27 protein-coding genes and 2 pseudogenes are annotated in these 25,466 nt (G+C 40.8%); 25 read left to right on the forward strand and 4 right to left on the reverse strand.

Annotation, left to right across the window (positions count from 1 at the left end):
- Window positions 1–32: 32 nt before the first annotated feature.
- Entirely contained in the window at window positions 33–881 is an 849-nt protein-coding gene (gene rsmI / locus PNEUHYL_RS07230; protein ID WP_059366621.1) for a 16S rRNA (cytidine(1402)-2'-O)-methyltransferase, read from the reverse strand.
- Between the two features lie 75 nt (window positions 882–956).
- On the opposite strand from rsmI, the gene PNEUHYL_RS07235 reads away from it, so the two are divergent.
- The 15 genes and pseudogenes from PNEUHYL_RS07235 to PNEUHYL_RS07295 all read left to right on the forward strand — a co-directional run bounded on the left by PNEUHYL_RS07235 (window position 957) and on the right by PNEUHYL_RS07295 (window position 14,516).
- Window positions 957–2,678 (forward strand): penicillin-binding protein activator, encoded by a 1,722-nt coding sequence (locus tag PNEUHYL_RS07235; RefSeq protein ID WP_059366623.1) that lies wholly within the window; start codon window positions 957–959, stop codon window positions 2,676–2,678.
- Between the two features lies 1 nt (window position 2,679).
- Entirely contained in the window at window positions 2,680–3,039 is a 360-nt protein-coding gene (locus PNEUHYL_RS07240) for a YraN family protein (protein ID WP_059366625.1), read from the forward strand.
- A gap of 14 nt (window positions 3,040–3,053) precedes the next feature.
- On the forward strand, window positions 3,054–3,638 hold the full coding sequence (locus PNEUHYL_RS07245; RefSeq protein ID WP_059366627.1) for a D-sedoheptulose-7-phosphate isomerase: 585 nt from the start codon (window positions 3,054–3,056) through the stop codon (window positions 3,636–3,638).
- Between the two features lie 93 nt (window positions 3,639–3,731).
- A complete protein-coding gene (gene dolP / locus PNEUHYL_RS07250) occupies window positions 3,732–4,313 on the forward strand; it encodes a division/outer membrane stress-associated lipid-binding lipoprotein (protein WP_059366629.1) in 582 nt (193 codons plus the stop codon).
- A gap of 274 nt (window positions 4,314–4,587) precedes the next feature.
- A complete protein-coding gene (nrdA, locus tag PNEUHYL_RS07255) occupies window positions 4,588–6,858 on the forward strand; it encodes a class 1a ribonucleoside-diphosphate reductase subunit alpha (RefSeq protein WP_059366630.1) in 2,271 nt (756 codons plus the stop codon).
- Between the two features lie 66 nt (window positions 6,859–6,924).
- Window positions 6,925–8,055, forward strand: a complete 1,131-nt coding sequence (gene nrdB / locus PNEUHYL_RS07260; RefSeq protein ID WP_059366632.1) for a class Ia ribonucleoside-diphosphate reductase subunit beta — start codon at window positions 6,925–6,927, stop codon at window positions 8,053–8,055.
- 211 nt (window positions 8,056–8,266) lie between these two features.
- Window positions 8,267–8,416 (forward strand): cupin domain-containing protein, encoded by a 150-nt coding sequence (locus PNEUHYL_RS13745; RefSeq protein WP_239690351.1) that lies wholly within the window; start codon window positions 8,267–8,269, stop codon window positions 8,414–8,416.
- A gap of 36 nt (window positions 8,417–8,452) precedes the next feature.
- Window positions 8,453–8,938: a pirin family protein gene (locus PNEUHYL_RS07265; protein WP_237184465.1), complete on the forward strand. Its 486-nt coding sequence runs from the start codon at window positions 8,453–8,455 to the stop codon at window positions 8,936–8,938.
- Between the two features lie 301 nt (window positions 8,939–9,239).
- Window positions 9,240–9,449: a hypothetical protein gene (locus tag PNEUHYL_RS07270; RefSeq protein ID WP_059366634.1), complete on the forward strand. Its 210-nt coding sequence runs from the start codon at window positions 9,240–9,242 to the stop codon at window positions 9,447–9,449.
- Window positions 9,422–9,697, forward strand: coding sequence for a PQQ-dependent sugar dehydrogenase (locus PNEUHYL_RS07275; protein WP_237184495.1), 276 nt, complete (start codon window positions 9,422–9,424; stop codon window positions 9,695–9,697). Before PNEUHYL_RS07270 ends, PNEUHYL_RS07275 begins: the two co-directional genes overlap by 28 nt.
- A gap of 80 nt (window positions 9,698–9,777) precedes the next feature.
- A complete protein-coding gene (locus tag PNEUHYL_RS07280; RefSeq protein ID WP_059366637.1) occupies window positions 9,778–10,497 on the forward strand; it encodes a TonB-dependent receptor plug domain-containing protein in 720 nt (239 codons plus the stop codon).
- Window positions 10,498–10,640: 143 nt separating this feature from the next.
- Window positions 10,641–11,096, forward strand: coding sequence for a hypothetical protein (locus PNEUHYL_RS13750; RefSeq protein WP_059366639.1), 456 nt, complete (start codon window positions 10,641–10,643; stop codon window positions 11,094–11,096).
- A pseudogene (locus PNEUHYL_RS13585) lies at window positions 10,991–11,819 on the forward strand (TonB-dependent receptor domain-containing protein). The gene PNEUHYL_RS13750 and the pseudogene PNEUHYL_RS13585 overlap by 106 nt, the downstream one beginning before the upstream one ends.
- Window positions 11,820–11,963: 144 nt before the next feature.
- Window positions 11,964–12,545 (forward strand): annotated as a pseudogene (locus PNEUHYL_RS07290) (NAD(P)H-dependent oxidoreductase).
- Window positions 12,546–13,133: 588 nt separating this feature from the next.
- On the forward strand, window positions 13,134–14,516 hold the full coding sequence (locus PNEUHYL_RS07295) for an SLC13 family permease (RefSeq protein WP_059366643.1): 1,383 nt from the start codon (window positions 13,134–13,136) through the stop codon (window positions 14,514–14,516).
- 65 nt (window positions 14,517–14,581) lie between these two features.
- Here the strand turns inward: PNEUHYL_RS07295 and folE are convergent, their stop codons facing one another.
- A complete protein-coding gene (folE, locus tag PNEUHYL_RS07300) occupies window positions 14,582–15,238 on the reverse strand; it encodes a GTP cyclohydrolase I FolE (protein WP_059366645.1) in 657 nt (218 codons plus the stop codon).
- A gap of 180 nt (window positions 15,239–15,418) precedes the next feature.
- On the opposite strand from folE, the gene moeA reads away from it, so the two are divergent.
- The 4 genes from moeA to PNEUHYL_RS07320 all read left to right on the forward strand — a co-directional run bounded on the left by moeA (window position 15,419) and on the right by PNEUHYL_RS07320 (window position 19,172).
- Window positions 15,419–16,636, forward strand: coding sequence for a molybdopterin molybdotransferase MoeA (gene moeA / locus PNEUHYL_RS07305; RefSeq protein WP_059366647.1), 1,218 nt, complete (start codon window positions 15,419–15,421; stop codon window positions 16,634–16,636).
- On the forward strand, window positions 16,636–17,367 hold the full coding sequence (gene moeB / locus PNEUHYL_RS07310) for a molybdopterin-synthase adenylyltransferase MoeB (protein WP_059366649.1): 732 nt from the start codon (window positions 16,636–16,638) through the stop codon (window positions 17,365–17,367). Before moeA ends, moeB begins: the two co-directional genes overlap by 1 nt.
- Before the next feature lie 240 nt (window positions 17,368–17,607).
- Window positions 17,608–18,678, forward strand: coding sequence for an MFS transporter (locus PNEUHYL_RS07315; protein WP_059366651.1), 1,071 nt, complete (start codon window positions 17,608–17,610; stop codon window positions 18,676–18,678).
- Between the two features lie 5 nt (window positions 18,679–18,683).
- The gene (locus PNEUHYL_RS07320) at window positions 18,684–19,172 is read left to right on the forward strand and encodes a nuclear transport factor 2 family protein (RefSeq protein WP_059366653.1); all 489 of its coding nucleotides are present in this window, start codon (window positions 18,684–18,686) and stop codon (window positions 19,170–19,172) included.
- Window positions 19,173–19,242: 70 nt separating this feature from the next.
- Here the strand turns inward: PNEUHYL_RS07320 and hpt are convergent, their stop codons facing one another.
- Both hpt and pmbA read right to left on the reverse strand, forming a co-directional pair.
- Window positions 19,243–19,782, reverse strand: coding sequence for a hypoxanthine phosphoribosyltransferase (gene hpt, locus PNEUHYL_RS07325; RefSeq protein WP_059366654.1), 540 nt, complete (start codon window positions 19,780–19,782; stop codon window positions 19,243–19,245).
- A 211-nt stretch (window positions 19,783–19,993) separates the two neighbouring features.
- Window positions 19,994–21,349 (reverse strand): metalloprotease PmbA, encoded by a 1,356-nt coding sequence (pmbA, locus tag PNEUHYL_RS07330; protein ID WP_059366656.1) that lies wholly within the window; start codon window positions 21,347–21,349, stop codon window positions 19,994–19,996.
- Between the two features lie 88 nt (window positions 21,350–21,437).
- Here pmbA and yjgA point away from each other — a divergent pair, with 88 nt between their 5' ends.
- The 6 genes from yjgA to rapZ all read left to right on the forward strand — a co-directional run bounded on the left by yjgA (window position 21,438) and on the right by rapZ (window position 25,275).
- Window positions 21,438–21,974 carry a ribosome biogenesis factor YjgA gene (gene yjgA, locus PNEUHYL_RS07335; protein WP_059366659.1) on the forward strand — a complete coding sequence of 179 codons (537 nt, stop codon included), beginning with the start codon at window positions 21,438–21,440 and terminating at the stop codon, window positions 21,972–21,974.
- Between the two features lie 88 nt (window positions 21,975–22,062).
- A complete protein-coding gene (gene lptC / locus PNEUHYL_RS07340) occupies window positions 22,063–22,668 on the forward strand; it encodes an LPS export ABC transporter periplasmic protein LptC (protein WP_059366661.1) in 606 nt (201 codons plus the stop codon).
- On the forward strand, window positions 22,649–23,164 hold the full coding sequence (lptA, locus tag PNEUHYL_RS07345; RefSeq protein WP_059366663.1) for a lipopolysaccharide transport periplasmic protein LptA: 516 nt from the start codon (window positions 22,649–22,651) through the stop codon (window positions 23,162–23,164). The genes lptC and lptA overlap by 20 nt, the downstream gene beginning before the upstream one ends.
- 3 nt (window positions 23,165–23,167) lie before the next feature.
- A complete protein-coding gene (gene lptB / locus PNEUHYL_RS07350; protein WP_059366665.1) occupies window positions 23,168–23,893 on the forward strand; it encodes an LPS export ABC transporter ATP-binding protein in 726 nt (241 codons plus the stop codon).
- Window positions 23,894–23,895: 2 nt separating this feature from the next.
- Window positions 23,896–24,399 (forward strand): PTS IIA-like nitrogen regulatory protein PtsN, encoded by a 504-nt coding sequence (gene ptsN, locus PNEUHYL_RS07355; protein WP_059366667.1) that lies wholly within the window; start codon window positions 23,896–23,898, stop codon window positions 24,397–24,399.
- 18 nt (window positions 24,400–24,417) lie between these two features.
- Window positions 24,418–25,275, forward strand: coding sequence for an RNase adapter RapZ (gene rapZ, locus PNEUHYL_RS07360; protein WP_059366668.1), 858 nt, complete (start codon window positions 24,418–24,420; stop codon window positions 25,273–25,275).
- Window positions 25,276–25,466 lie beyond the last annotated feature (191 nt).

Here is a 25,466-nt window from a genome sequence, read left to right on the forward strand (position 1 = left end):
CACTATAAAAACGAAAATATTTGAGGTAAATATTAGTTAAAATTATTCAATCCAAATTGGTATAGGGCGTTTTTCTTGTAACCATACAATTCAGCAACAATGGACGCCGCTTTTTTAAGCGGTAATTCTTGCGTAATCAAGCTTAAGGCCTTAATCGCTTGAGGAGAGAATTCCCCTTTATTTTCTTGCTTAGGTTTACCTTCTACGATCAAGACCATTTCACCTTTAGTCCGGTTTGGCGATTCGGCTAACCATTTTCGTAAATTCCCAACCTTATCACCCATAATGGTTTCCCAAGTTTTGGTTATTTCACGGGCTAGTACCACATAACGATCTTTGCCCAATACATCTTGCATATCCGCAAGGGTATCCAAAATACGGTGAGTGGATTCATAAAAGATTAAAGTGCGGTCTTCTTCTGACAAGTTTTCTAACTTATCCTTGCGTGCTTTCGTTTTCGCCGGTAAAAAGCCTTCAAAACAAAAACGATCCGAAGCAATACCGGAAGCACAAAGTGCGGTAATCGCCGCGCAGGCGCCCGGCACAGGCACTACTTTGATCCCCGCCTCACGGCATTGACGCACTAAATGAAAACCGGGATCACTAATTAAAGGCGTACCGGCATCGGATATTAACGCAATATGGCTCCCCTGTTTTAATTTTTCCACCAACACAACCGCTTTTTCCTGTTCGTTATGATCGTGCAATGCAAAAAACGGCTTTTTAATCCCATAGTGACTAAGTAGCAAACCGCTATGGCGTGTGTCTTCCGCCGCGATTAAATCCACTTGTGAAAAAATATCCAAAGCACGTTGGGTAATATCTTGCAGATTACCTATCGGTGTTGCCACGATATATAAAATTCCGGTTACATTATTCATTTTGTTTGCTTTTAAGGTTTGAGATAAGTAAGATCACTTCATTATTGATTCGTTCATAATGGAGCAAAAGCGAATATGTCTATTCTATTACAAGGCACAGGTTTTAAAAAACGTTTAATGCCAATTTTATTATCCGTGGCGTTAGCCGGCTGTTCCAATTTATTCGGCAGCAGCTTCACCGAAACACTTCAACGTGATGCCAACGCCAGTTCTGAATTTTATATGAACAAATTGGAACAAACCCAAAGTGTTGAAGATAAAGAAACCTATAAATTACTCGCTGCGCGCGCATTCATCACAGAGAATAAAATCGCCCAATCCGAGGCAATATTATCTGAATTAGGCGAATTAAATGAGGCACAAAAACTTGACCGCTCATTAATTGAAGCCCGTCTCTCTGCTGCGAAAGGCGCAAATGAAGTAGCGGAAAGCCAATTGCATTTAATTGACTTAAATAAGCTGAGCGCCTCGCAAAAATCCCGTTATTATGAAACGCAGGCTGCCATTTTTGAAAACCGTAAAGATGTGATTGAGGCAGTAAAAGCACGGATCAAAATGGATAGCAATCTCACCGATGTACAACGCCGCCAAAGCAACGTAGATAAAACTTGGGCGTTACTGCGTTCGGCAAATACGGGGGTGATCAACAATGCACCGGATGACGGCAGTGTGGCATTAGGCGGTTGGCTTACTTTAATTAAAGCCTATAACGACAATATTCGTCAGCCTGTGCAGTTAAGCCAAGCCCTACAACAGTGGAAAAGCGCTTATCCAAACCATGCCGCCGCCACTCTCTTTCCAAAAGAATTACAAAGCCTGTTGAACTTTCAACAAACCAATCTTGCGCAAATCGGTTTAATCTTGCCGATTAGCGGAGACGGGCAAATTTTAGGTAATACTATTCTATCTGGTTTTAATGATGCCAAAGGAAATTCCACCATTCCGGTGCAAATTTTTGATTCATCGACTTATTCCATTGACGAGATTATCGCACAAGCCAAACAAGCCGGTGTGAAAGCCTTAGTAGGGCCGCTTTTAAAACAAAATGTGGATGCGGTCATTAATAACCCTGTATCAGTGCAAGGAATTGATGTATTAGCCTTAAACTCAACACAGAATACCCGTGCCATTAACCAAATGTGCTACTACGGTTTATCGCCGGAAGATGAAGCCGAATCGGCCGCAACCAAAATGTGGAATGACGGAATACGCCACCCCGTTGTTGCGATGCCGCAAAATGAGCTAGGTCAGCGTGTCGGTAATGCCTTTAATGTTCGTTGGCAGCAATTAGCCTCAACGGATGCCAATATTCGCTATTATAATTTACCGGCTGACGTACCTTATTTCCTGCAAGAAAACGGTACAAATTCAACCGCACTTTATACTATTGCAGCCCCTGATGAATTGGCGGAGATCAAAGGTTATCTTGCAAATAGCGCACCAAATTTAAAAATCTACGCAAGTTCACGTTCTAATGCGGCAAGCAATTCTGCCGAATATGTAGCGCAAATGAACGGCGTACAATTTAGCGATATTCCGTTTTTCAAAGAATCTACATCGGCACAATATCAAAAAGTGGCGGGCTCAACCGGTGGTGAATATCAGCTAATGCGTTTGTATGCCATGGGTTCGGATGCGTGGTTGTTAATCAATCATTTCAATGAATTACGCCAAGTACCGGGCTATCAATTAAGCGGTTTAACCGGCATCTTAAGTGCAGGGCCAAACTGTAATGTAGAGCGCGATATGACTTGGTTCCAATATCAAGACGGTCAAGTGATACCGGTAGCCAACTAATATGTTTTCGTTAAAACGTCAACAAGGAGCGGGCTTTGAGCATCAAGCCCGCCTTTTTTTGGAATCAAAAGGGCTGAATTTTATTGCAGCAAATCAGTATTTCAAATGTGGCGAATTAGATCTTATTATGCAAGACGGACAAACGATTGTGTTTGTAGAAGTACGACAACGTTCAAATGCGCACTTTGGCTCGGCTATCGAGAGTGTTGATTGGAACAAACAACAAAAATGGCTTGATGCCGCCAATCTGTGGCTTGCCAATCATAATCTTAGCTTAGAAGATGCCGATTGCCGTTTTGATCTCGTCGCTTTCGGCAAAACTACACAAGATATTCAATGGATTCCTAATTTTCTCGACTAATTTTATTTTCAATTATGTTACAACAAGTTAAAGACATTTATAGCGAAAGTATTCAAATTCAAATTTCCGCCTCCAGTTTACTCACAGAAAATATTGCCAATGCAAGCCAAAAGGTCATTCAATGCTTACTTGGCGGCAATAAAGTCATTGCTTGCGGCATTGCACGCTCTTATGCCAACGCACAATTTTTAGTGTCCAACCTGCTTAACCGCTATGACATTGAAAGACCAAGCTTTCCCTCCGTACTGCTGAGTCTGGAAAGTGCGGTCGGATCTTCATTAGTTTTCGATCATTCACCGGAAAATCTCTATCAACATCAATTTAACGCCATGGCAAAACCCGGCGATTTACTTATTGCGTTTGCTCCGCTTGGCGTGGAAAAAGCCGTACTAAACACCATAGCCAATGCGGTGAGTAAAGAAATTAATGTCATTGCTTTAACTGGTTCAAATAATGATGCTATTCAAGGTCTATTAGCAGAACAAGATTTGGAAATTTCCATTCCCACCAATAAAGAAAGCCGTATTTTAGAAAATCATTTATTTGTGATTAATGCGCTTTGCGAATTGATTGATCAAACACTATTTCCAAGAGTTTGATAGAATGCCGATTATCATTAGGGGCCGGCTCCTAAACTATTTCACCATTTATTTGACTAACTAACTGATTCATTTAAATAAAGGAGAGAGAAAATGAAACTAACCTCATTTAAAAAACTGGCATTTATTATAAGCGCCTCCGTTCTGTTACAAGGCTGTGTCGCCGCAGTACTGGGCGGTGCCGCAGCAGGCACAAAAGTGGCAACGGATCCGCGTACAATGGGTACACAGGTAGATGATGAAACCCTTGAATTTAAGGTAGAAAATGCCCTAGACAAAGATGAACAAATCAAATCTGAAGCACGTGTAAATGCCATCTCTTACAGTGCGCGCGTATTGTTAATCGGTCAAGTACCGAGTGAGAGTACAAAGGAAACCGCCACTAGTCTGGCAAAAGGTGTAGATGGCGTCACCGATGTCTATAATGAATTACGAGTCGGCGCTAAAATCACTATCGGGCAAATTAGCAAAGACAGTTGGATCACCACGCAAGTTAAATCCAAAATGTTGATTGATGATCGTGTGAAATCGACGGATGTCAAAGTGATCACCGAAAACGGCGAAGTATTCTTACTCGGCAATGTCACCCAATCACAAGCGGATGCCGCCGCCGAGATCGCCAGCAAAATCAGCGGCGTGCAAAAAGTCGTTAAAGTATTCAAATATTTAAACTAATCTTCCTAAAATAAATCATTTTATTCATCAAAGTGCGGTCAAAAACAAGGCAATTTTCGACCGCACTTTTTGTATTTTTTCAAGAAAAAATTCATATCTTTACAATTATCAAAAAAGTATTTGTTTTTTAATAACAAATTTTTTGTCAATCGTTTTAACAAAAAATTTATTGCTTGATCTGACCTAAAAAACACATTATCTTGTGCATCATTATTTTTATAACACTATATATTGTGTTCAAAAACATATCATAGCAATTGCAGGGGTCGTATTCATGAACAAGAGTTTAAAGGTTACCAAGCGTGATGGTTCGCAAGAACAAATCAATCTTGATAAAATTCACCGAGTGATTACTTGGGCGGCAGAAGGATTAGAAAATGTTTCCGTCTCTCAAGTGGAGTTACGTTCACATATTCAGTTTTACGAAGGCATTCGTACTTCCGATATTCACGAAACCATCATCAAAGCTGCGGCAGATTTAATTAGTAAAGATACTCCGGATTATCAATATCTTGCTGCTCGTTTAGCGATTTTCCATTTGCGCAAAAAAGCTTACGGTCATTTCGATCCGCCCCGTTTATATGATCACGTCAAAAAACTCGTGCGCATGGGCAAATATGATCATGCTCTTTTAGACGATTACACCCGTGAAGAATGGGATGAAATGGACGGTTTTATCGATCACTGGCGTGATATGACCTTTTCTTATGCGGCAGTAAAACAACTGGAAGGGAAATATTTAGTACAAAACCGTGTAACTGGTGAGATTTACGAATCTGCACAATTCCTGTATTTATTGGTCGCGGCGAGTTTGTTTTCAAAATATCCGCAAGAGACCCGCTTGGACTATATCAAGCGTTTCTACGATGCGACTTCTACATTTAAAATTTCCTTGCCGACCCCAATTATGGCGGGGGTAAGAACGCCAACTCGTCAGTTCAGTTCTTGCGTATTAATTGAATGTGGCGACAGCTTGGATTCCATCAATGCCACCGCTTCTGCCATTGTGAAATATGTTTCCCAACGGGCGGGAATCGGGATTAATGCCGGTGCAATTCGTGCCCTGGGCAGTGAAATTCGTGGCGGTGAGGCTTTCCATACCGGTTGTATTCCGTTCTATAAGTATTTCCAAACGGCGGTAAAATCTTGTTCACAAGGCGGTGTGCGTGGCGGTGCGGCAACGGTTTACTACCCGTTATGGCATTTAGAGGCTGAAAGCCTATTGGTATTGAAAAATAACCGTGGTGTGGAAGATAACCGTGTGCGCCACATGGACTACGGTGTGCAATTAAATAAATTAATGTATCAACGCTTAATTAAGGGCGGTGATATTACCTTATTCAGTCCTTCCGATGTACCGGGACTTTACGAAGCCTTCTTTGCCGATCAAGAGAAATTTGAAGAACTTTACCTCAAATACGAGCAAGATCCGAGCATTCGTAAGCGTTCCGTTAAAGCGGTTGAAATTTTCTCTTTGTTAATGCAAGAACGCGCCTCAACCGGTCGTATCTACATTCAAAATGTGGATCACTGTAATACGCATTCACCATTTGATCCGCAAGTGGCACCGGTACGCCAATCTAACTTATGCTTAGAAATTGCCTTACCAACCAAACCATTGAATCATATTCATGATGAAAACGGTGAGATTGCCCTTTGTACTCTTTCCGCATTTAACTTAGGCAAAATTGAAAATCTTGATGAATTGGAAGAATTAGCAAATCTTGCCGTTCGTGCATTAGACGCCTTATTAGATTATCAAGACTACCCTGTTGCCGCAGCAAAACGCAGTTCCCTTGCCCGTCGTTCTCTCGGTATTGGTGTAATTAACTATGCCTATTACTTAGCGAAAAATGGCGTACGTTACTCTGATGGCAGTGCGAATGACTTAACCCACCGCACTTTTGAAGCGATTCAATATTATTTATTGAAAGCTTCAATGAATTTAGCCAAAGAACAAGGTGCCTGCGAATATTTCAATCAAACCACCTACTCACAAGGTATTTTACCGATTGATACCTATAAAAAAGATTTGGACTCGCTCACACAAGAGCCGTTGCACTACGATTGGGAAAGTTTGCGTAAAGATATTCAAGAATTCGGCTTACGTAACTCGACCCTCACCGCACTAATGCCGTCAGAAACGTCATCACAGATTTCTAACGCCACCAATGGTATTGAGCCGCCGCGCGGTCATGTCAGCGTGAAAGCCTCAAAAGACGGGATCTTAAAACAAGTGGTGCCGGATTACGAAAACTTAAGCGACAATTACGAATTGCTGTGGGATATCCCAAACAATGACGGCTATCTCCACTTAGTCGGTATTATGCAAAAATTCGTGGATCAAGCGATTTCCGCAAACACTAACTACGATCCAAAACGTTTTGAAGACAGTAAAGTCCCAATGAAAGTACTATTAAAAGACTTATTAACCGCTTACAAGTACGGCTTAAAAACCCTTTACTACCAAAACACCCGCGACGGCGCTGAAGATGCCCAAGAAGATCTTGATGATGGTTGCGCAGGTGGGGCGTGTAAAATCTAATTAATCAAACCTTTAAAAGTGCGGTTAAAATCGACCGCATTTTTTTAAAAAACAGAGGAAACCCAAATGGCATATACCACTTTCTCACAAACCAAAAACGACCAACTCAAAGAGCCTATGTTCTTTGGTCAAAATGTAAACGTGGCACGTTACGATCAACAAAAATATGAGACTTTTGAAAAGCTCATTGAAAAACAACTGTCTTTCTTCTGGCGTCCGGAAGAAGTGGATGTGTCGCAAGATCGTATCGATTACGCTGCGTTGCCGGAACATGAAAAACATATTTTCATCAGTAACTTAAAATATCAAACCTTGCTGGATTCTATCCAAGGTCGTAGCCCGAATGTGGCATTATTGCCATTGGTATCCATTCCGGAATTGGAAACTTGGATTGAAACATGGACGTTCTCTGAAACCATTCACAGCCGTTCTTACACCCATATTATTCGTAATATTGTGAATGATCCGTCTATCGTCTTTGATGATATCGTCACCAACGAAGAAATTATCAAACGTGCACGAGATATTTCTTCTTACTATGATGATTTAATCCGTGATAGCCAACTTTATAGTTTATACGGAGAAGGCACTTACACGGTAGATGGCAAAGAATGTGTCGTTACCTTACGTAACCTCAAAAGACAGCTTTATCTTTGCTTAATGAGCGTAAATGCCCTTGAAGCGATCCGTTTCTATGTGTCTTTTGCCTGCTCTTTTGCTTTTGCGGAACGCCAATTAATGGAAGGTAACGCAAAAATTATTAAATTTATCGCCCGTGACGAAGCGCTACACCTAACTGGGACACAGCATATTTTAAACATTATGGCGGCGGGTCAGGATGATCCTGAAATGGCGGAAATTGCTGAAGAATGCAAACAGGAAGCCTATGATTTATTCCTTGCTGCGGCGGAACAGGAAAAAGAATGGGCGGATTATTTGTTTAAAGACGGTTCAATGATCGGCTTAAACAAAGATATTTTGGTTCAATATGTAGAATATATCACCAACATCCGTATGCAGGCGGTTGGCTTACCATTGCCGTTCCAAGCACGTTCCAACCCAATCCCTTGGATCAATGCTTGGTTGGTTTCCGATAACGTACAAGTGGCACCACAAGAAGTCGAAGTGAGCTCTTATCTTGTGGGTCAGATTGATTCTAAAGTGGATACCAAAGATTTTGGCGATTTCGATCTTTAATTAAGATGATAGCTAAAAGAGCCGGTTTTGCCGGCTCTTTTTATATTCTAAATGATCGTAATCATTAAAATACTAACCCTTTCAATTATTCACTCTTAGTAAATAATCTTTTAACAAAGATCGTCTTTTTCTTTTTTAAGAAAGCGTAGCATACGCCACATCAAGAACGCACAGCAATGTGTAGCTTATTTTAAAAAGTTAAGGAGTATCTATGAAAACTGTATTTCATTCAGCAAATTCTCATGGTAACGCAGATCACAGCTGGTTAAAAAGCCGTCATACGTTTAGTTTCGCCAATTATTACGATCCTGATCGTATTCACTTCGGTGCATTACGTGTAATCAATGATGACTTTGTCTAGGGCGGACGCGGTTTTGGTACACACCCACACGATAATATGGGTAACGGCAGTGTCATTCATCACGGCGATATTCAAGTGATGTCTGCCGGTACAGGTATTACCCATAGCGAAATGAATCCAAATGCGGATATACCGGTGAAATTTTTACAAATTTGGGTGTTCCCAAATAAACGTAATGTGACACCGCGTTATCAACAAATAAGTATTGCGGAGGGCGCAAAACCAAACGATTTCCAACAAATTTTATCGCCAAATGCAGACGATGAAGGGGTATGGATTCACCAAAATGCATGGTTCAACTTGGCAAAATTTGACAAAGGTACAAAGAAAGAATACCGCTTAAACGACACGAAAAATGGTGTCTATGTCTTCGTCATTAAAGGTACCGCAAAAGTAGCTGGTTTCGATCTTTCCGAACGTGATGGCTTAGGCGTTTGGGATGTTGAGAACTTCAACGTGGAAGCAACAGACGATGCTGAAATTTTGTTGATGGAAGTACCAATGGAACTTAGCATGGCGTAAGACGGCAAAGCCTCAATGAGCGGTGATTACCGCTCATTTATAGCCCTTCTTGCCAAGCCCTTTAAAATCACTAAAATGACATTTTTCATTTTAGTCGGTCGGTAAATTCAATATCCCAAATTCGTTGGATTTTCCGAACGCACTTTTACTCGACGATTTTATCAACCATAATCTTATTAGGAGATTTAATAAAAAAAAACAACACTTGCTTACATATTATCGGTTACTAGTAGCAATCTTTATACGAAAGCCGACAATAAAGTGGATATTGCCGAATCGTTTAACGCAACAGTGTTAGTCGATGGCTTGGAAAGCTCTTGAGAAATACTTTGGGAAGGATAACCGACTTTGGATTACCGATCGTCAAGGCAAAAATATTGTTAAAATCGATCCAAAAAGCGGAAAACGTACCGTTTTATATTATTCTTATGCTGGCCGACCATTGCGCCGTCAAGCATTATTTACTACCCGAAAGACGGGGCGATCAAAGAGTGGCAAAATTCCTTGTTAATCACCACCTTAAAGAGCGGTGCGATTTATCGTGTTAAATTAGACGGCAAATCGGAACAAGTGCAAGGCGATTTCAGCAAACACTTCAAAACCGATAACCGTTACCGTAATGCGGTAATCAGTCCGGATACACGCAAAATCTATGTGGCGACCGATGCGGTTGGTTATGGTTTAGGTAAAAACGGCAAGCCGAACACCGAAATGCAAAATAAAGGCGCTATTGTCGTGTTTGAATACACCGGTAAATAATCCTAACTCTTATAAACGGTCTGTTCTCGACCAAAATTTGTAAATATTTCAAGGCATCGTTAAAGATGCCTTTCTTTTAAATGAAGAAAACGGTTATCGCAACATTGATTGCCTCTAGCGCAGTCAATAGTTTTGCCAACAATGAAACAACATTAGATGAAATTACCGTAACCGCTGTTCGAGCAGAAATGAACCCTTTTAGTACCCCTGCTTCCATTGATGTAATCGAAGGAGAGGATGTGCGCCAAAAAAGCGGAATGAATGTCAGCTTAAGCGAAGCTTTGCAAGGCATTGCCGGTTTGGTTGCCGTGGATCGGCATAATTATGCACAAGATATTAATCTTTCCACGCGCGGTTCTCGTATGGGGGGGGGCGGCGTACAGTTATATGTGGACGGCATTCCCGCCACCATGCCGGACGGTCAAGGGGTAACCAGTCATATCGATCTTAATTCCCTCGGACGCATTGAAATACTTAAAGGCCCTTTTTCATCGCTTTACGGCAATTCTTCGGCAGGCACAATTTTAGTACACAGCCAAAAAGGACAAAACCCACCGAGCATTGAAACCAGTGTGGACGGCGAGAGTAACGGTACATGGCATTATAGTTTCAAAGCACAAGGTGGTGGCGACAATAAATATGTACCGGCGTATGTATTGAGCGTTAATCGTTTCACAACGGAAGGTGAGCGGGATCACAGCGCCGCACGCAAAAATCAGGTGAATTTCAAAGCGGATTGGACAACGGAAAACCAAGCGGAAGTGGACATTACTTTCAACCATAGCGATATTAAAGCATAAGATCCAGGAGCATTAAGCTACGAACAATGGAAAGCAAACCGTAATCAAGTTGCGACCAATCTTGAAATGTTTAATGCACGCAAAAACGTGCGTCAAACTCAACTTGGCTTGAGTTATCGCCAAAAATTAGATGAAAAAATCGTTTGAATTTAACCGCCTACCTTGGTGAACGCAGTCTTGAACAGTATTTGCCCATTCCCCGCATTACCCAAATCCGTAACGCCGGGCACGCTGGCGGCGTGATTGACTTCACCCGCTATTATGCCGGTACGGATGTGTATTTACAGCACGATTTTACCGACAACTTTAATGTGATCACAGGTCTTGCATTCGACTATATGCAAGATAAACGTAAAGGCTATGAAAATTTTAACGGCACGATCAATGAGGTAAAAGGTGCGTTACGCCGTGATGAAACCAATAAAATTTACAACATCGAGCCCTATGTGCAAACACAATGGGCATTCTTGCCGAATTGGGTTTTCACAGTGGCTTGCGATACAGCACGACTACATTTAAATCGAAGGATCACTATCTACGCAACGGCGATGACAGCGGGCGCAAAAAAGATGAAAAATGGCTGCCAAGTATCGGGCTAAGTTGGCAGGGGCTGGCAGATACCAATCTCTATGCCTCTTACAGCCGTGGCTTTGAAACAGGCACATTCTTATCGTCCGGACGGGCAATCCGGCTTGAATTTCGACCTCAAACCGCTTACTACAGATAATTATGAAATCGGGCTGAAAAAAGGCTTGGGCGATGGAATACTGACAATGGCACTTTACCGTACCGACAGTAAAGATGACATTGTTTCGGCAGGTACCATGGGCGGTCGGGCAACCTTCCGTAATGCCGGCAAAACCCGTCGTCAAGGTGCGGAATTGGCTTGGAGTGGTACGCTTTGGCAAGATTTAAAAATGCAATTAAGCTATACTTTTGTGGACGCTCGTTTCCGCCAAACTGTCGGAGCGAATATTCGCCAAGGAAATCGTATTGCCGGCGTAGCGAAGCATAATGTCTACGCAAGCCTTGGCTGGCACGACCAACAAGGCTGGCGCATAGGTGCAGATGCCCGTTATCACGGCAGAGTAGCGGTCAATAACGCGAATAGCGAATACGCCCCAAGCTACACCGTAGTGGGAACTTATGCGGGCTACTTGTGGGAAAAAGGCAACTGGCAGATTGATCACCACTTACGTGTCAATAATCTATTTGATAAAGATTATGCCAATGTGGTTATCAATGACGCCAACGGCCGCTATTACGAACCGGCACTAAAACGCAATTTTAATGTTGGAATGAATGTAAAATATGCATTCTAACGACTAAAAGTGCGGTTAGTTTTAGCGAAATTTTGGCACAATGTCGGCGATATCTAAAATTGGATATATTGGGCATTGTGCCAACGCCAAACAATCGAAAAATCTAACCACTTAAGCTATTATTAAACCTATCAGGAGAGCAAAATGAACATTTTATTATTAGACGGTGGAAAAACCTTTGGTCATTCTAACGGGCAATTAAACCATACCCTGCACGCCACGGCACGCGAAGTATTGGCAAACTTGGGGCATCAAGTGCAAGAAACTGTCATTGAGCAGGGCTATGAGATTACGACGGAAATCGAAAAATTTTTATGGATGGACGCGGTAATTTGGCAAATGCCCGGCTGGTGGATGGGCGAACCTTGGACAGTAAAAAAATACATTGACGAAGTATTTACCGCAGGACACGGCAAATTATATCAAAGCGACGGTCGTCACCGTGTTAATCCGACAGAGGGATACGGCACAGGCGGTTTATTGGGCGGTAAAAAACATATGTTGTAGCTCACTTGGAATGCGCCGATTGAAGCCTTTAGCCGTGAAGGGGATTTCTTTGAAGCACAAGGTGTGGACGGGGTTTATTTACATTTCCACAAAGCCAATGAGTTTATTGGCATGACCGAGCGCTTACCGACATTTATATGTAATGATGTGATTAAATCACCTGATGTGCCGAAATACATCGCTGATTACAAAGCGCATTTAAATCGCGTGTTTGGTTAATATTGGTGCTCATCACTATCATATTGAAAACAAAAAGGCTCGGGATTTCCCCAGCTTTTTTACTCAATAAAAATTAACCGCCTAAACGTGCTTTGATACGAGCGGATTTATCCAGACGTTACCCTAAGGAATAAAATTTTGCTTTGTAAACGTATTGTTACGTTTAACGGCAATACTGCCGACTATCGGGCAGTGAATTTAGAATACGTATTCAACGCCTCTATTTTGTATAGATTTTTTTATTTTGTGCGTTTTAACATAACGTTGGACAATTTTACAAATTCACATAAAAAATTGACCGCTCTTTTTTTGTTAAATATTTCCTTATCGAAGAGACTTTCACATCATCTTAACTATTTTTTCTCTCACCATTTCGCCTAACTGACTTTCTTGATTAAGAAATTACATTTTTATCCGTTAAACTTTTTATAAGATTATTTACAACATCAAAATTTTTTATTTTTTACCCAACCTTTTAACCTGCCGTTATTTGTTAAAATCATTTGATCTAAATTATAAACTCTGTTAAAAGCCTAATTGGGAAATATACAATTTAATAACAAAAAACTTCATAATGGAGGTTATACAATGCAAAAAACAACATATTTTTCCAAATATAAAGGTTTAATTATACTCGCCTTAGATTTTATGCTAATACTTGTTTTAATTAAGATTCTACCCTTCTCCCCACAAGAAAATCGTGGTCTTGCTTTGCTGGTTTTTGTCGGGATTTTATGGCTGACCGAGGCATTTAATATTACTGTAACCTCCCTTATGGTGCCGATCGTAGCCATTGGTTTGGGGTTGATTAATACACAAAAAGCCTTAGCACCGTTTTCCACACCGATTATTTATATGTTTTTTGGCGGATTTGTTGTTGCTGCGGTTCTACAAATCCAAAATCTCGACAAAATTATCGCTAACTACATTATCCGCTTGGCGAAAGGTAATTTAAAGTTATCCGTCGCCTATCTGTTCGGTGTAACAATTTTTCTTTCTATGTGGATAAATAATACCGCCGTTGCCGCAATGATGTTACCTCTGACGATGGGTATGCTAAAAGGCATTAATGCTCAGAAAAATTATCGCCTCTATTGTTTCGTATTACTCGGAATGGCATTTAGTGCAAATATTGGTGGTATCGGAACGCTTGTCGGCAGTGCCCCTAATGCCATTTTAGCCTCTCAAATTCAGGTTACGTTTACCGAATGGTTAGCCTATGGATTTCCGGTGATGCTGCTCTTAATTCCATCTATGATTTTTGCATTATGGGTTGTGTTACGTCCTGATTTTTCGGTCGATTTTTCACCGTCAATCGAAAAAGTGGAACTCAATCAGAAAAATATACTTACCCTTGGCATTTTTATTTTTATGACCATTTTATTATTGTTTGGATCGGTGATTAACCCCTTGATCAGTCAATTCTTAGCACTCCCGAAAAACATTGAAAATTTCGATACGGTCATTGCCCTACTCGTCGTTATTTTAATTTGCATTTCTGGGGTTGCCCGCTGGAAAGAAATTCAAGAGCGTGTAGAATGGGGCGTGCTTTTACTCTTTGGCGGCGGCTTAACCCTCAGCATTGTGATGAAAGATTCAGGGGCGAGTAAAATTATGGCGGATACTATCGTACAATTTGTACAGGAGAAACCGCTTTGGGTACTATGCTTTGCGATTGCCGGTTTCATTATCTTTTTAACGGAATTTACCTCTAATACGGCAAGTGCCGCATTAATTATTCCTATTGTTATTTCCGTTGCACAATCTATGGCTCTACCGCCGATTGCACTTGCGGCAATTATTGCCTGCGGTGCCAGCTGTGCCTTTATGCTTCCTATCGCAACGCCACCTAATGCCATTGTTTTCTCGACAGGGCACGTTAAACAAATTGATATGGCAAAAGTCGGCTTAATTCTGAACTTATTCTGTATTGCAGTGATTGGCGGATTCGCCTATTTTATGTGGCTCTAAAATAAAACCACAAAAAACGACCGCACTTTAATTGCTTAAAGTGCGGTCATTTCTAATAACGTTTTTTATTTTTGGATTGAGGCTAGAAACTCTTTGCGGGTTTCACGATCTTCCAAAAAGACACCGCCATAAGCGGACGTCACCGTATAACTATTGGTATCTTTTACCCCACGGGCTTTTACACAAAAATGGGTCGCTTTCACATAAACGGCAACATCGTCAGTTTCCAAAATAGTTTGAAAAGCCGTTAAAAGTTGCTCGGTTAAACGTTCCTGTACCTGCGGGCGCTGTGCAAAAAAAGCAACGATTCGATTAATTTTAGAAAGCCCGATTACCCAATCTTTCGGGTAGTAAGCAACAGCAACATTGCCATCAATGGTGACAAAATGATGTTCGCAAGTACTGGTGAGGGTAATATCATTGACTTGCACCATTTCACTGACTTTCATTTGATTTTTAATTTTTGTCATTTTAGGGAAATTGGCATAATCCATTCCGCTAAAAATTTCATCAACGAACATTTTTGCCAAACGATTCGGCGTTTCTTCTAAACTATCATCGCCTAAATCCAGCCCAATCAGTTTCATCACCTCTCGCATATGGCTGGCGATACCGGAACGGCGTTCGTCTTTATTTGGGTTAAGGGTTATCATTGGAGTTTCTATGCCCTTGGCAACCAGGGCATCACGCACATTTAGCGCATCTTGTGAAATATTGCTCATTTACTTTCCGTTCCTAAAAAATAATGCGGCATTCTAGCAAAATATAAGTACATCGTAAAATGAGAAAAATCACCAATATTTATTGATCTCATTCATCATTTCAGAATTTAATCCTTAAATTAGAAACGATTTCACGATAAAATACCCGACAAATTTTCTCAACGTTTACACAGGATTTTTATGCTTTCGTTAGATCAAGCTTTGAACCAGATGCTTAGCCGGCTTCCTTTCCCGACACAATGCGAAACGCTTTCTTTAAGCGAGGCGACAAACCAGGTATGTGCCGAAGATGTGGTATCCCCAATCAATGTTCCTTCCTTTGATAATTCGGCGATGGATGGCTATGCGGTACGTTTAGCGGATTTGGCGCAATCATTAACCCTCTCCGTTGCCGGCAAGTCTTTTGCGGGCAATCCTTTCAACGGTGAATGGATAGCGCAAAGTGCGGTGCGTATTATGACCGGTGCAATGATTCCTCCAGGTACGGATGCAGTAGTTATGCAGGAACAAGTTGTCGTCAATGAGGACGGTACGATCACACTAAACGAATACCCGAAAGCCAACCAAAACATTCGCCGTATTGGTGAAGATATAAAAAAAGGTGATATTGTCTTACAACAAGGTGATGCGCTGAATGCCGTGTCCTTACCATTGCTTGCCTCACTCGGTATTGCTGAAGTAAAAGTTTATCCTCGTTTAAAAGTTGCAGTACTTTCTACCGGAGATGAATTAGTCCAGGTCGGTCAACCATTAAAAGAGGGGCAAATCTACGACACAAACCGTTTCACTATAAAACTTATGCTGCAACAATTAAATTGTGAGGTATTGGATTTGGGTTTATTAGCCGATAACGAAGTTGAATTTGAAAAGGCATTTGTTGAAGCCCAACGCCAAGCCGATCTAGTCATTACCAGCGGCGGGGTTTCCGTAGGCGAAGCGGATTTCACCAAAGCCGTGTTAGAAAAAGTCGGTACGGTTAATTTCTGGAAAATCGCCATGAAACCGGGCAAACCTTTTGCCTTTGGAAAATTGCAAAATGCTTGGTTCTGCGGATTACCGGGCAATCCGGTTTCAGCCTTGGTCACGTTCTATCAGCTCGTACAACCGGCAATTTTGCAATTAAGCGGTCAAAAACATCCGAAAAAACAACCGCACTTTACCGCCATCGCAACAACCAATTTGAAAAAAGCGCCGGGTCGTTTAGATTTCCAACGGGGTTACTATCAAATGAATGAGAACGGACAAATCGAAGTTCAACCGGTCGGATTCCAAGGTTCGCATTTATTCAGTTCTTTTGTGAAAAGTAATTGTTTCATCGTATTAGAAAAAGATCGCGGTAATGTTGCTGCCGGTGAAACCGTTACTATTGAACCGTTTAATCATCTATTGGGGCAATAATGTCAACACTAAGCCATGAAGAAGAATTGCGTTATAACCGCCAAATTATTATGAAATCGATTGATTTTGACGGGCAAGAAAAACTAAAAGGCAGCAAAATGTTGATTGTCGGCTTAGGCGGTTTAGGGTGTGCCGCAGCACAATATCTTGCGGCTGCCGGTGTGGGGCATTTAACCCTGCTGGATTTTGATCAGGTTTCGCTTTCTAACCTCCAGCGTCAAATACTACATTGTGATGCAAGACTTAATATGCCAAAGGTTGATTCTGCCAAAATTGCCTTGCAGCAAATCAATCCGCATATTGAGATTGAGACAATTAACGATAAATTGGACGAAGAAAAACTCGGTGAAATTATACCGCACTTTCAGGTTATTCTTGATTGTACCGATAATGTCGATATCCGTAATCGGCTTGATCGCCAATGTAAGAAAAATCATGTTCCGCTAATTTCCGGTGCAGCAATTCGTATGGAAGGACAAGTATCTGTCTTTACTTATGAACCTAACACCCCGACTTACCATGATCTCAGCCAACTTTTCGGGCAAAACGTGTTAAGTTGCGTGGAAGCAGGCGTGCTCGCACCAATCGTAGGGATTGTAGGTTCGATTCAAGCATTAGAGGCGATTAAGGTTAGATTAAACATTGGTGAGAATTTATCCGGTCGCTTGTTAATGATCGATGGGATGACAATGAAAATAAGAGAAATGAGATTACCGATAAAAACGGCTTAATATTTTTTTATTTCGGCTCGCTATTGTAACGAAAATACTCAAAATCACGGGTCATAACTATCAACTTATAGCATTAATATTTTAATTACCCTTATCATATCAATAAACAATGGGGCGTTTATATGTCTCCCTATTGTCAAACTAGAATCGGCTTTCTCTTTGATTTATTCAATGAACGTCTAAGAGAAAATTCACCATAATTGATATGATTCGTCGGTTAATTTCGGAAAGTATCTAAAAATGAATATTCAAAATGTAATTTTATGGCGGCGTTTTTTCTCCGGTATCGCTTATACCGCCATGCAAAGTGTCTTTTTCATCTACTTACAAGGCAATAAAGGTTTCGATACCGCTCAAATTACTACTGCATTTTCCCTATTGGTGTTTGCCAGCCAAGTTTTCTCTTTATTCGCTGGATATTGGGGCGATCGTTTCGGCCGTTCAAAAATGATGTTGATCGGCTGTTTAATGGATGCAATTGCCTATATTTTACTTATCACCACGGATTACTACCCGCTTTTACTCTTAACCACCTTCTTTTTTGGTTTGGGTAGTACACTGTTTGGTACAAATGCTCGTGCCCTACTCCTTTCTACCGCAGCAAATAATTACCAAGATAAAGCGAAAGCCCAAGGTAAATTTTTACGTATTCAAAGCCTAGCTTCAATGTTTGCACCGTTACTTGCTTTACCCTTTTTACAGTTTCAACTGCCTGAAATGTTGATTTGGGTCAGTTGTGGTATTGAAGTGGCAATGCTAATTTTTATGTTGCTAACCGTGCAAGAAACCTCATGCACAGTACGGGCAACCCGATTTCGGCTAAGCCATATCCGCCAAGTATTAAGCAAACGCTTTGTTTTTGCTCATTTGTTATTATTTATTCCATTGGCTATGGGAACTTCGTTTTATATTATTTTCCCCTATATTTTCAGCAATCTATTAGATAATCCGGAATCGATCCCTATTGCTTTTTTTATTAATAACCTAATTGCCGTGCTATTTCAGAGCCATTTCTCTCGAAAATTAAGTTTTGGCGTTGTAAAACTAACTTATATTGCCCCGCTCTTAGTCATTACACTCATTGTGCCATGGTTCTACGTGATTGATTTTCTGTCATTTATAACAGCCTATATTTATTTGATTATCTTTGCCTTTGTAGGATTATTCGCCAATACCGCCCTAGCAAATATGTTAGTGAAATTGGATAAAGGCGTTAATCAAGGCTTGATGTTCGGCACCTCAAAACTTATCTTGGCCGGTACAACAGCCCTTGTGATGAATATTATTCCTGTCGTTTTTTTAATTTGGTAGATAAAATGAAGTTACGTCATATTTTCTTTTCGCTATTGCTATCACTTACCATCAGTATAATCGCAATTGCCCCCGCCCTTTATGATCTGCAAAATCGGGAAACCGAACAGGCTGAATTAGCTGATTTATACTCACAACTTGTCACCTCTCTTGAAAAGGGAAATTACATTGAGCTGGATAAATTACTCTCTGACGATTTTGTACTCACCGTGATTCGCGACTCGAAACGGAAACGTTTTGCGAAAACCGACTGGATAAACAATTTAAAAGACGGCACGCTATACTACGATATGCTAACCGCAATTAAAGTGTTACCGATTGGTAAAAACCGATTAACCGCAACCTATGATTTAAAAGCGTCTTTCTTGGGTGAAAAAATTGAGGCAATGAAAATAAAAATGTATTTTCGTACGAAAATGCAAGACGGGGAACATAAAATCCAGAGAATGTGGATTGATTGGGATAAAAATGCCGAACATTCACTCAGCCGGTAAAAACAATGTGCGGTCAAAAACAAAGTATCATAACTTCATTAAAATTGACCGCACTTTCTATGTTGAAAACTTACTCTTCCAATACAACCTTGCCAATATAGCCTAAGTTGCGATATCGTTGGGCATAATCAATACCGCAGCCCACAACAAATTCATCAGGAATTTCAAAGCCGACCCATTCCACCGGCACACTAACTTCTCTTCTCGACGGTTTGTCTAATAATGTGCAAATCGCCAAACTCGCCGGATCACGTAAATTCAAAATTTCACGAACTTTCTCAAGCGTATAACCGGTATCAATAATGTCTTCGACAATAAGTACATGTTCGCCTCGAATATCGCCTTCTAAATCTTTGCTGATTTTTACATCATGGTTGGTTGTCATCCCACTACCGTAACTTGATGTTGTCATAAACTCAATTTCTATCGGCAATGCCAATTCACGTACTAAATCAGCCATAAAAATAAATGAACCGCGTAATAAGCCAACAACAATCAGTTTATTGACCTGTTTTTGCTGATAAAAAGCCGTAATTTCCTCTCCCAATGAGGCAATACGCGCTTTCACATCGGCTTCAGAAATTAATACATCAACATGATGTTTTTTCATTTTTTGTCCTTAAATTAAATAATGAGATCAATTAGTCCGCCCATTATACAAAGAAAAACAAAAAAAAGCTGAAGTTTAAATCTTCAGCTTTTCAACACGGATGAATTTACTTTTACTCTCTACCTGTTGGAGCAATCTGCAATCGCATCTAAACAGGTATTTGCATAGTAGCAGAATCAATTATTTTGTCAATAAGAATTATTCTCAAAAATTAATTACCTGAGACTTTCATTTTATCTAACAAAATTGAGCCGGTTTGGATATTAGAACGATGCTCCACATCATCACTAATCGCTACGATATTTCTCAGCATATCCGGCAATTGTCCTGCAATGGTAATCTCAGATACCGGATATTGAATTTCTCCGTTTTCCACCCAAAAACCTGACGCACCACGGGAATAATCACCGGTCACAATATTCACGCCTTGTCCCATCACATCCGTGACTAATAATCCGGTTCCCATTTCACCTAAAAGTGCGGTCAATCCGCCGGTTAAATTGGGCTGAACCAACCAGTTATGAATCCCACCGGCATGACCGGTGCTTTTCATGCCCATTTTTTTACCGCTGTAATGAGTCAATAAATACGTCTGTAAAATACCGTCTTGTACGATTTCCAAATCTTGTGTGCGTACGCCTTCGCTGTCAAAAGGAGTTGAGGCCAAACGGCTCAACAAATGCGGACGTTCACTAATATTAAACCATGTCGGTAACACTTGTTTCCCTAAATGATCTAACAAGAAACTTGATTTACAGTATAAACTTCCCCCACTAATAGCGGCGGCAAAATGTGAAATAATACCTGTCGCCACATCATTTAAAAAGATCACCGGTACTTCTCGGGTGGTGAGTTTTTGTGGATTCAAACGGGCAACGACTTTTTTCGCACTATTTTTCCCGACCCATTCTGCCGATTCCAATTTGTTAAAATTGCGTGAAACTGTATATTCATAGTCATTTTCCAGCCCATCTTCCACCCCACCGATGACCGAACAAGATAAAGAATAACGGCTTGATAAATAACTTTGCAACATTCCGTGCGTATTGCCATATACACGTACACCCGTATGGGAGTTAAAACTCGCTCCGTTACTATTAACAATTCGTTTATCTGCCTCCAATGCGGCCTTTTCTGCTTGCAACGCAAGTGCCGTAGCCTTCTCTACATCAATATCAGCAGCGTGATAAAGGGCTAAATCGGCAGCCTCAAATGCCATTAATTCTTTTTCGGCTAAACCGGTACAATCATCCGGCGAAGTACATTTAGCAATCGCCAAAGCCGCTTCAACGGTATTTTTAATCGCCTGTTCGCTTAAATCGGAAGTTGAAGCATTGCCTTTTTGTTGTCCTAAATAGACTGAGATCCCAAGTGCGCCGTCATTGGTAAATTCCACGTTTTCAATTTCCTGCAAACGGGTTGAAACGGATAACCCGCTCACTTTCGTAACGCCAACCTCGGCGGTCGCTCCGGCTTTTTGGGCGACTGCAAGGGCGACCCCCACCGCTTGACGCAATTCTTGCTCCTGTTGTTTCAAAAGTGCGGTCTGATTTTCTGCTGTTTTCATTCTGTTTTCCCGTTAAAAATTTTTCGCATTTTATCTTATTTTCAAAGTTTATGCTAAAATGCGCACTAAATTTCTAAGAAGGAATAACATGGCAAAGCGTAAGAAAAAAGAAGTATTTGATTGGGAAGAGGAACAACAAGAAGAAATCATTTGGGTAAGTAAAAGTGAAATCAAACGTGATGCTGAGGAGCTAAAACAACTCGGTGAAAAGTTGGTGAACTTAACCAAAACCAATCTGACTAAAGTGCCACTTGATGATTCATTATTAGAAGCCATTGAGTTGGCGCAACGTTTGCAAAAAGAAGCGCGCCGCCGCCAATTGCAGTATATCGGCAAATTATTACGTGGCACTGATGTTGAACCGATTCGCGAATCCTTAGATAAAATTGAGAATAAACATAATCTACAACAGGCAATGCTGCAAAAATTGGAAATATTGCGTGATGAGTTGGTCGAACAAGGGGATACAGCACTCAGCGATTTACTCAATGAATATCCAACAGCTGATCGCCAGCAATTACGCAATTTAATTCGAGCGGCGCAAAAAGAAAAAGCACAAAATAAACCCTTGAAAGCTTATCGTGAAATTTATCAGGTATTGAAAGAGATTATTTTACCGGATTAAAAAATTATTTTTGACCGCACTTGGTTTTAGAGCGGTCTCAAAATTATGGTATGATTCGCCCCCATTTTAAACAGGACAAACTATTTTTATGAATATTCGTTGGAATATTATTCTCGGTATTATGGCACTTTGCCTGCTTGGTTGGTATTATTCACTAAATCAAGATCATGGTGATTTACAAAGTTTGGTCAAAGCACCGGATAGCCCTGATTATGTCGGACAAAAAATGGAAACAACCATCTTTTCACCGGACGGCAAAAAACAATATTTAGCGATTTCAGACGAAGTTGAACATTTTAGTCATGACGGGAAAACAAATTTTACCGCTCCGCTCGTTTATCTTTTTGATACCACCGACGATAATCAAAAACAGAAAAACGAAACGGCAAAATTACTGGAATCGCAAAGTTGGAAGTTAAGTGCGCAAAAAGCTGTTTTAACAAAAGATGAAATCCTTTATTTAGAGGGAAACGTCGTAGCAGAAAGCCTAGAACCGACTTCCCGACTTCAACGCGTAGAAACACAATCGGCTGTCGTTAATTTAAAAACACAAGATATTACATCCGACACAATGGTAAAAATTAACGGACAAAATTTTAATTCCACCGGCTTAAAAATGGTGGGTAACTTGCGCCAACAAGTGGCAACTCTAAAGGAACAGGTAAAAACATATTATGAAATCAGTAACCCGTAAGATTCTTCTCACTACAACATTGGCGATGGTCTCCCTTTCAGCTTTCGCCCTAAAAGATGATACAAATCAACCGATTAACATCGTCTCCGATAACCAATCTTTGGATATGGAAAACAGTGTGGTTACTTTCACTGATAATGTGGTAATTACGCAAGGTTCCATTCTGATTAAAGCGAATAAAGTGGTCATCACCCGACCGCCTGAAAACTCCGGTAAAAAAGAAACCGTAGAAGCTTTCAGCACGCCGGTGACTTTCCACCAATTATTAGACGATGGCAAACCGGTGGACGGCAAAGCAAACCAAGTACATTATGATCTCGGTACGGAATTTTTAACGCTAACAGGCAATGCGGAGCTCAGACAACTTGATAGTAAAATAAATGGCGAACGCATTACTTATGATGTGAAAAAACAGCAGCTAAAAGCAAATGGCGGTAAATCGCGTGTTAAAACCGTATTAATTCCGACCCAATTACAACAAAAAGGTAAAAAATAACTGATGTCCGTATTACATGCTGAATTTTTGGCTAAAAGTTATAAAAATCGTAAAGTTGTTTCTGATGTCAGCCTTACGGTTAATTCTAATGAAATCGTCGGGCTATTAGGTCCGAATGGTGCCGGCAAAACCACCACATTCTATATGGTCGTAGGGCTTGTGCGCCAAGATCAGGGTAAAATTACTATTGACGGTGAAGACATTAGTCTCTTACCAATGCATAACCGTGCACAACGCGGCATAGGCTATCTTCCGCAAGAAGCGTCAATTTTTCGCCGTTTAAGCGTTTACGATAACTTAATGGCGGTGCTGGAAATTCGCAAAGATCTCACACCTGAACAACGCAGGGAAAGAGCGGATGAATTAATTGAAGAATTTAATATCGGACATATTCGTAATAGCCTTGGTCAATCCCTTTCCGGTGGTGAGCGTCGCCGTGTAGAAATTGCACGTGCTCTTGCCGCCAATCCCAAATTTATTTTATTGGACGAACCTTTTGCAGGGGTTGATCCGATTTCCGTTACGGACATTAAAAAGATTATTACCGATCTGCGTAACCGCGGTTTGGGTGTGTTAATCACCGATCATAATGTGCGCGAGACTCTAGATGTCTGTGAACGGGCTTATATTGTAGGGAAAGGTCAAATCATCGCCACCGGCACTCCAGAAGAAGTGATGAATGATGAACATGTAAAACGCGTGTACCTTGGCGAAGAATTTAAGTTATAAAGATGAAATTAACAGAACTCTTTCACCCTGAAAATATACGTCAGGGTGTTTGCTTTTCAAGTAAAAAGCGATTATTTGAATCCATTGCTCATTTTATCGTAGAACAATTACACGGTGAAAAAGGCGAACAAGCTTGCTTTGAATGCTTATTTGAACGTGAAAAATTGGGGAACTCAGGATTAGGCAACGGTGTGGCAATGCCAAAAGCAAAATTACCTGCGAAAGCAACCGATAAAGCCCTTGCCGTATTTCTTCAATTAGAAACACCGATTGATTACGATGCACAAGATGGTAAACCCATAGATCTCGTTTTCGCCGTGCTTGTACCGGAAAATCAGTGCCAAACCTATATTCCCGTACTTTCTCATTTAACGGAAAAAATCACAGACAAAAATTTTCTTAAACAATTGCGTTCAGCGAAAAGTGCGGGTGAAATCTGGCAAGTTTTTGAGATGGCGGATCAAACAACAGAAGAAACGCATTCTTTAACCGAGAGTGAAACATAATCTTACAGGGGGAACTGTATGGAAATTATCATTATCAGCGGTCGCTCCGGAGCGGGAAAGTCAGTGGCATTACGTGCGCTGGAAGATATGGGCTACTATTGTGTTGATAACCTTCCACTGGATCTATTACCCCAGCTCACGGAGATTTTAGCCAAAAATCAAACTGCTGTCGCCATCAGCCTTGATATTCGTAATTTACCCGAATCGGCACAATCTCTTGAGCAAATTCTAACGGACATTCAACGTCATTACGCAACTAAAATCATTTTTTTAGATTCTGATCGTAGCACACTGATTCGCCGATACAGCGACTCTCGCCGACTTCATCCTCTTTCAGCCAACGATCTCTCCCTTGAGGCTGCCATTGATGCCGAACACCAACAATTAGAACCATTGCTCCAACACGCAAATTTCGTTATTGATACGACACATATTTCTACGCATACTTTAGCAGAAAAATTGCGTGAATGCTTACGGGGGAATACGGAAAAAGAGCTCAAAATTGTTGTAGAGTCCTTCGGTTTTAAATACGGTATTCCTCTTGATGCGGACTATGTATTTGACGTTCGTTTTTTGCCGAATCCGCACTGGGATCCCGAGCTTCGCCCAATGACGGGATTAGACGAACCGGTCGCCCGTTTTTTGAACAGCCATGATGATGTCAATAATTTCATCTACCTCACCCGTAACTACATTGAAACATGGTTGCCAATGTTAGAACAAAACAACCGCAGCTACTTAACCATTGCGATCGGTTGTACCGGAGGAAAACATCGCTCGGTTTACATTGCCCAGCAACTTGGCGAATATTTCCAAGCTAAAGGAAAAAATGTCAAAATTCAGCATAAATCCTTAGAAAAGAATAAAAATAAATAAGCAAAAGTGCGGTCAAATTTCGGCATTATGTAGTAAATGTACAATTTAAAGAAAAATGTAGGGACGCCACGCTGGCGTCCGTAAAGAATTAAATGATTTTAAAAAGTTGTATGGCGGACGCCAACGTGGCGTCCCTACCTATGAGATAAAATTTAAGTTTATACAACTGCTACATAATACCGTCAAATTTG

This window comes from Rodentibacter caecimuris (genome assembly GCF_001019715.1).
Lineage (GTDB): Bacteria > Pseudomonadota > Gammaproteobacteria > Enterobacterales > Pasteurellaceae > Rodentibacter > Rodentibacter caecimuris.

Bases quoted from the DNA above. Each gene is read 5' to 3' on its own strand.
- rsmI (WP_059366621.1), bottom strand. From the start codon at position 881: ATGAATAATGTAACCGGAATTTTATATATCGTGGCAACACCGATAGGT.
- PNEUHYL_RS07235 (WP_059366623.1), top strand. From the start codon at position 957: ATGTCTATTCTATTACAAGGCACAGGTTTTAAAAAACGTTTAATGCCA.
- PNEUHYL_RS07240 (WP_059366625.1), top strand. From the start codon at position 2,680: ATGTTTTCGTTAAAACGTCAACAAGGAGCGGGCTTTGAGCATCAAGCC.
- PNEUHYL_RS07245 (WP_059366627.1), top strand. From the start codon at position 3,054: ATGTTACAACAAGTTAAAGACATTTATAGCGAAAGTATTCAAATTCAA.
- dolP (WP_059366629.1), top strand. From the start codon at position 3,732: ATGAAACTAACCTCATTTAAAAAACTGGCATTTATTATAAGCGCCTCC.
- nrdA (WP_059366630.1), top strand. From the start codon at position 4,588: ATGAACAAGAGTTTAAAGGTTACCAAGCGTGATGGTTCGCAAGAACAA.
- nrdB (WP_059366632.1), top strand. From the start codon at position 6,925: ATGGCATATACCACTTTCTCACAAACCAAAAACGACCAACTCAAAGAG.
- PNEUHYL_RS13745 (WP_239690351.1), top strand. From the start codon at position 8,267: ATGAAAACTGTATTTCATTCAGCAAATTCTCATGGTAACGCAGATCAC.
- PNEUHYL_RS07265 (WP_237184465.1), top strand. From the start codon at position 8,453: ATGGGTAACGGCAGTGTCATTCATCACGGCGATATTCAAGTGATGTCT.
- PNEUHYL_RS07270 (WP_059366634.1), top strand. From the start codon at position 9,240: ATGGCTTGGAAAGCTCTTGAGAAATACTTTGGGAAGGATAACCGACTT.
- PNEUHYL_RS07280 (WP_059366637.1), top strand. From the start codon at position 9,778: ATGAAGAAAACGGTTATCGCAACATTGATTGCCTCTAGCGCAGTCAAT.
- PNEUHYL_RS07295 (WP_059366643.1), top strand. From the start codon at position 13,134: ATGCAAAAAACAACATATTTTTCCAAATATAAAGGTTTAATTATACTC.
- folE (WP_059366645.1), bottom strand. From the start codon at position 15,238: ATGAGCAATATTTCACAAGATGCGCTAAATGTGCGTGATGCCCTGGTT.
- moeA (WP_059366647.1), top strand. From the start codon at position 15,419: ATGCTTTCGTTAGATCAAGCTTTGAACCAGATGCTTAGCCGGCTTCCT.
- moeB (WP_059366649.1), top strand. From the start codon at position 16,636: ATGTCAACACTAAGCCATGAAGAAGAATTGCGTTATAACCGCCAAATT.
- PNEUHYL_RS07315 (WP_059366651.1), top strand. From the start codon at position 17,608: ATGAATATTCAAAATGTAATTTTATGGCGGCGTTTTTTCTCCGGTATC.
- PNEUHYL_RS07320 (WP_059366653.1), top strand. From the start codon at position 18,684: ATGAAGTTACGTCATATTTTCTTTTCGCTATTGCTATCACTTACCATC.
- hpt (WP_059366654.1), bottom strand. From the start codon at position 19,782: ATGAAAAAACATCATGTTGATGTATTAATTTCTGAAGCCGATGTGAAA.
- pmbA (WP_059366656.1), bottom strand. From the start codon at position 21,349: ATGAAAACAGCAGAAAATCAGACCGCACTTTTGAAACAACAGGAGCAA.
- yjgA (WP_059366659.1), top strand. From the start codon at position 21,438: ATGGCAAAGCGTAAGAAAAAAGAAGTATTTGATTGGGAAGAGGAACAA.
- lptC (WP_059366661.1), top strand. From the start codon at position 22,063: ATGAATATTCGTTGGAATATTATTCTCGGTATTATGGCACTTTGCCTG.
- lptA (WP_059366663.1), top strand. From the start codon at position 22,649: ATGAAATCAGTAACCCGTAAGATTCTTCTCACTACAACATTGGCGATG.
- lptB (WP_059366665.1), top strand. From the start codon at position 23,168: ATGTCCGTATTACATGCTGAATTTTTGGCTAAAAGTTATAAAAATCGT.
- ptsN (WP_059366667.1), top strand. From the start codon at position 23,896: ATGAAATTAACAGAACTCTTTCACCCTGAAAATATACGTCAGGGTGTT.
- rapZ (WP_059366668.1), top strand. From the start codon at position 24,418: ATGGAAATTATCATTATCAGCGGTCGCTCCGGAGCGGGAAAGTCAGTG.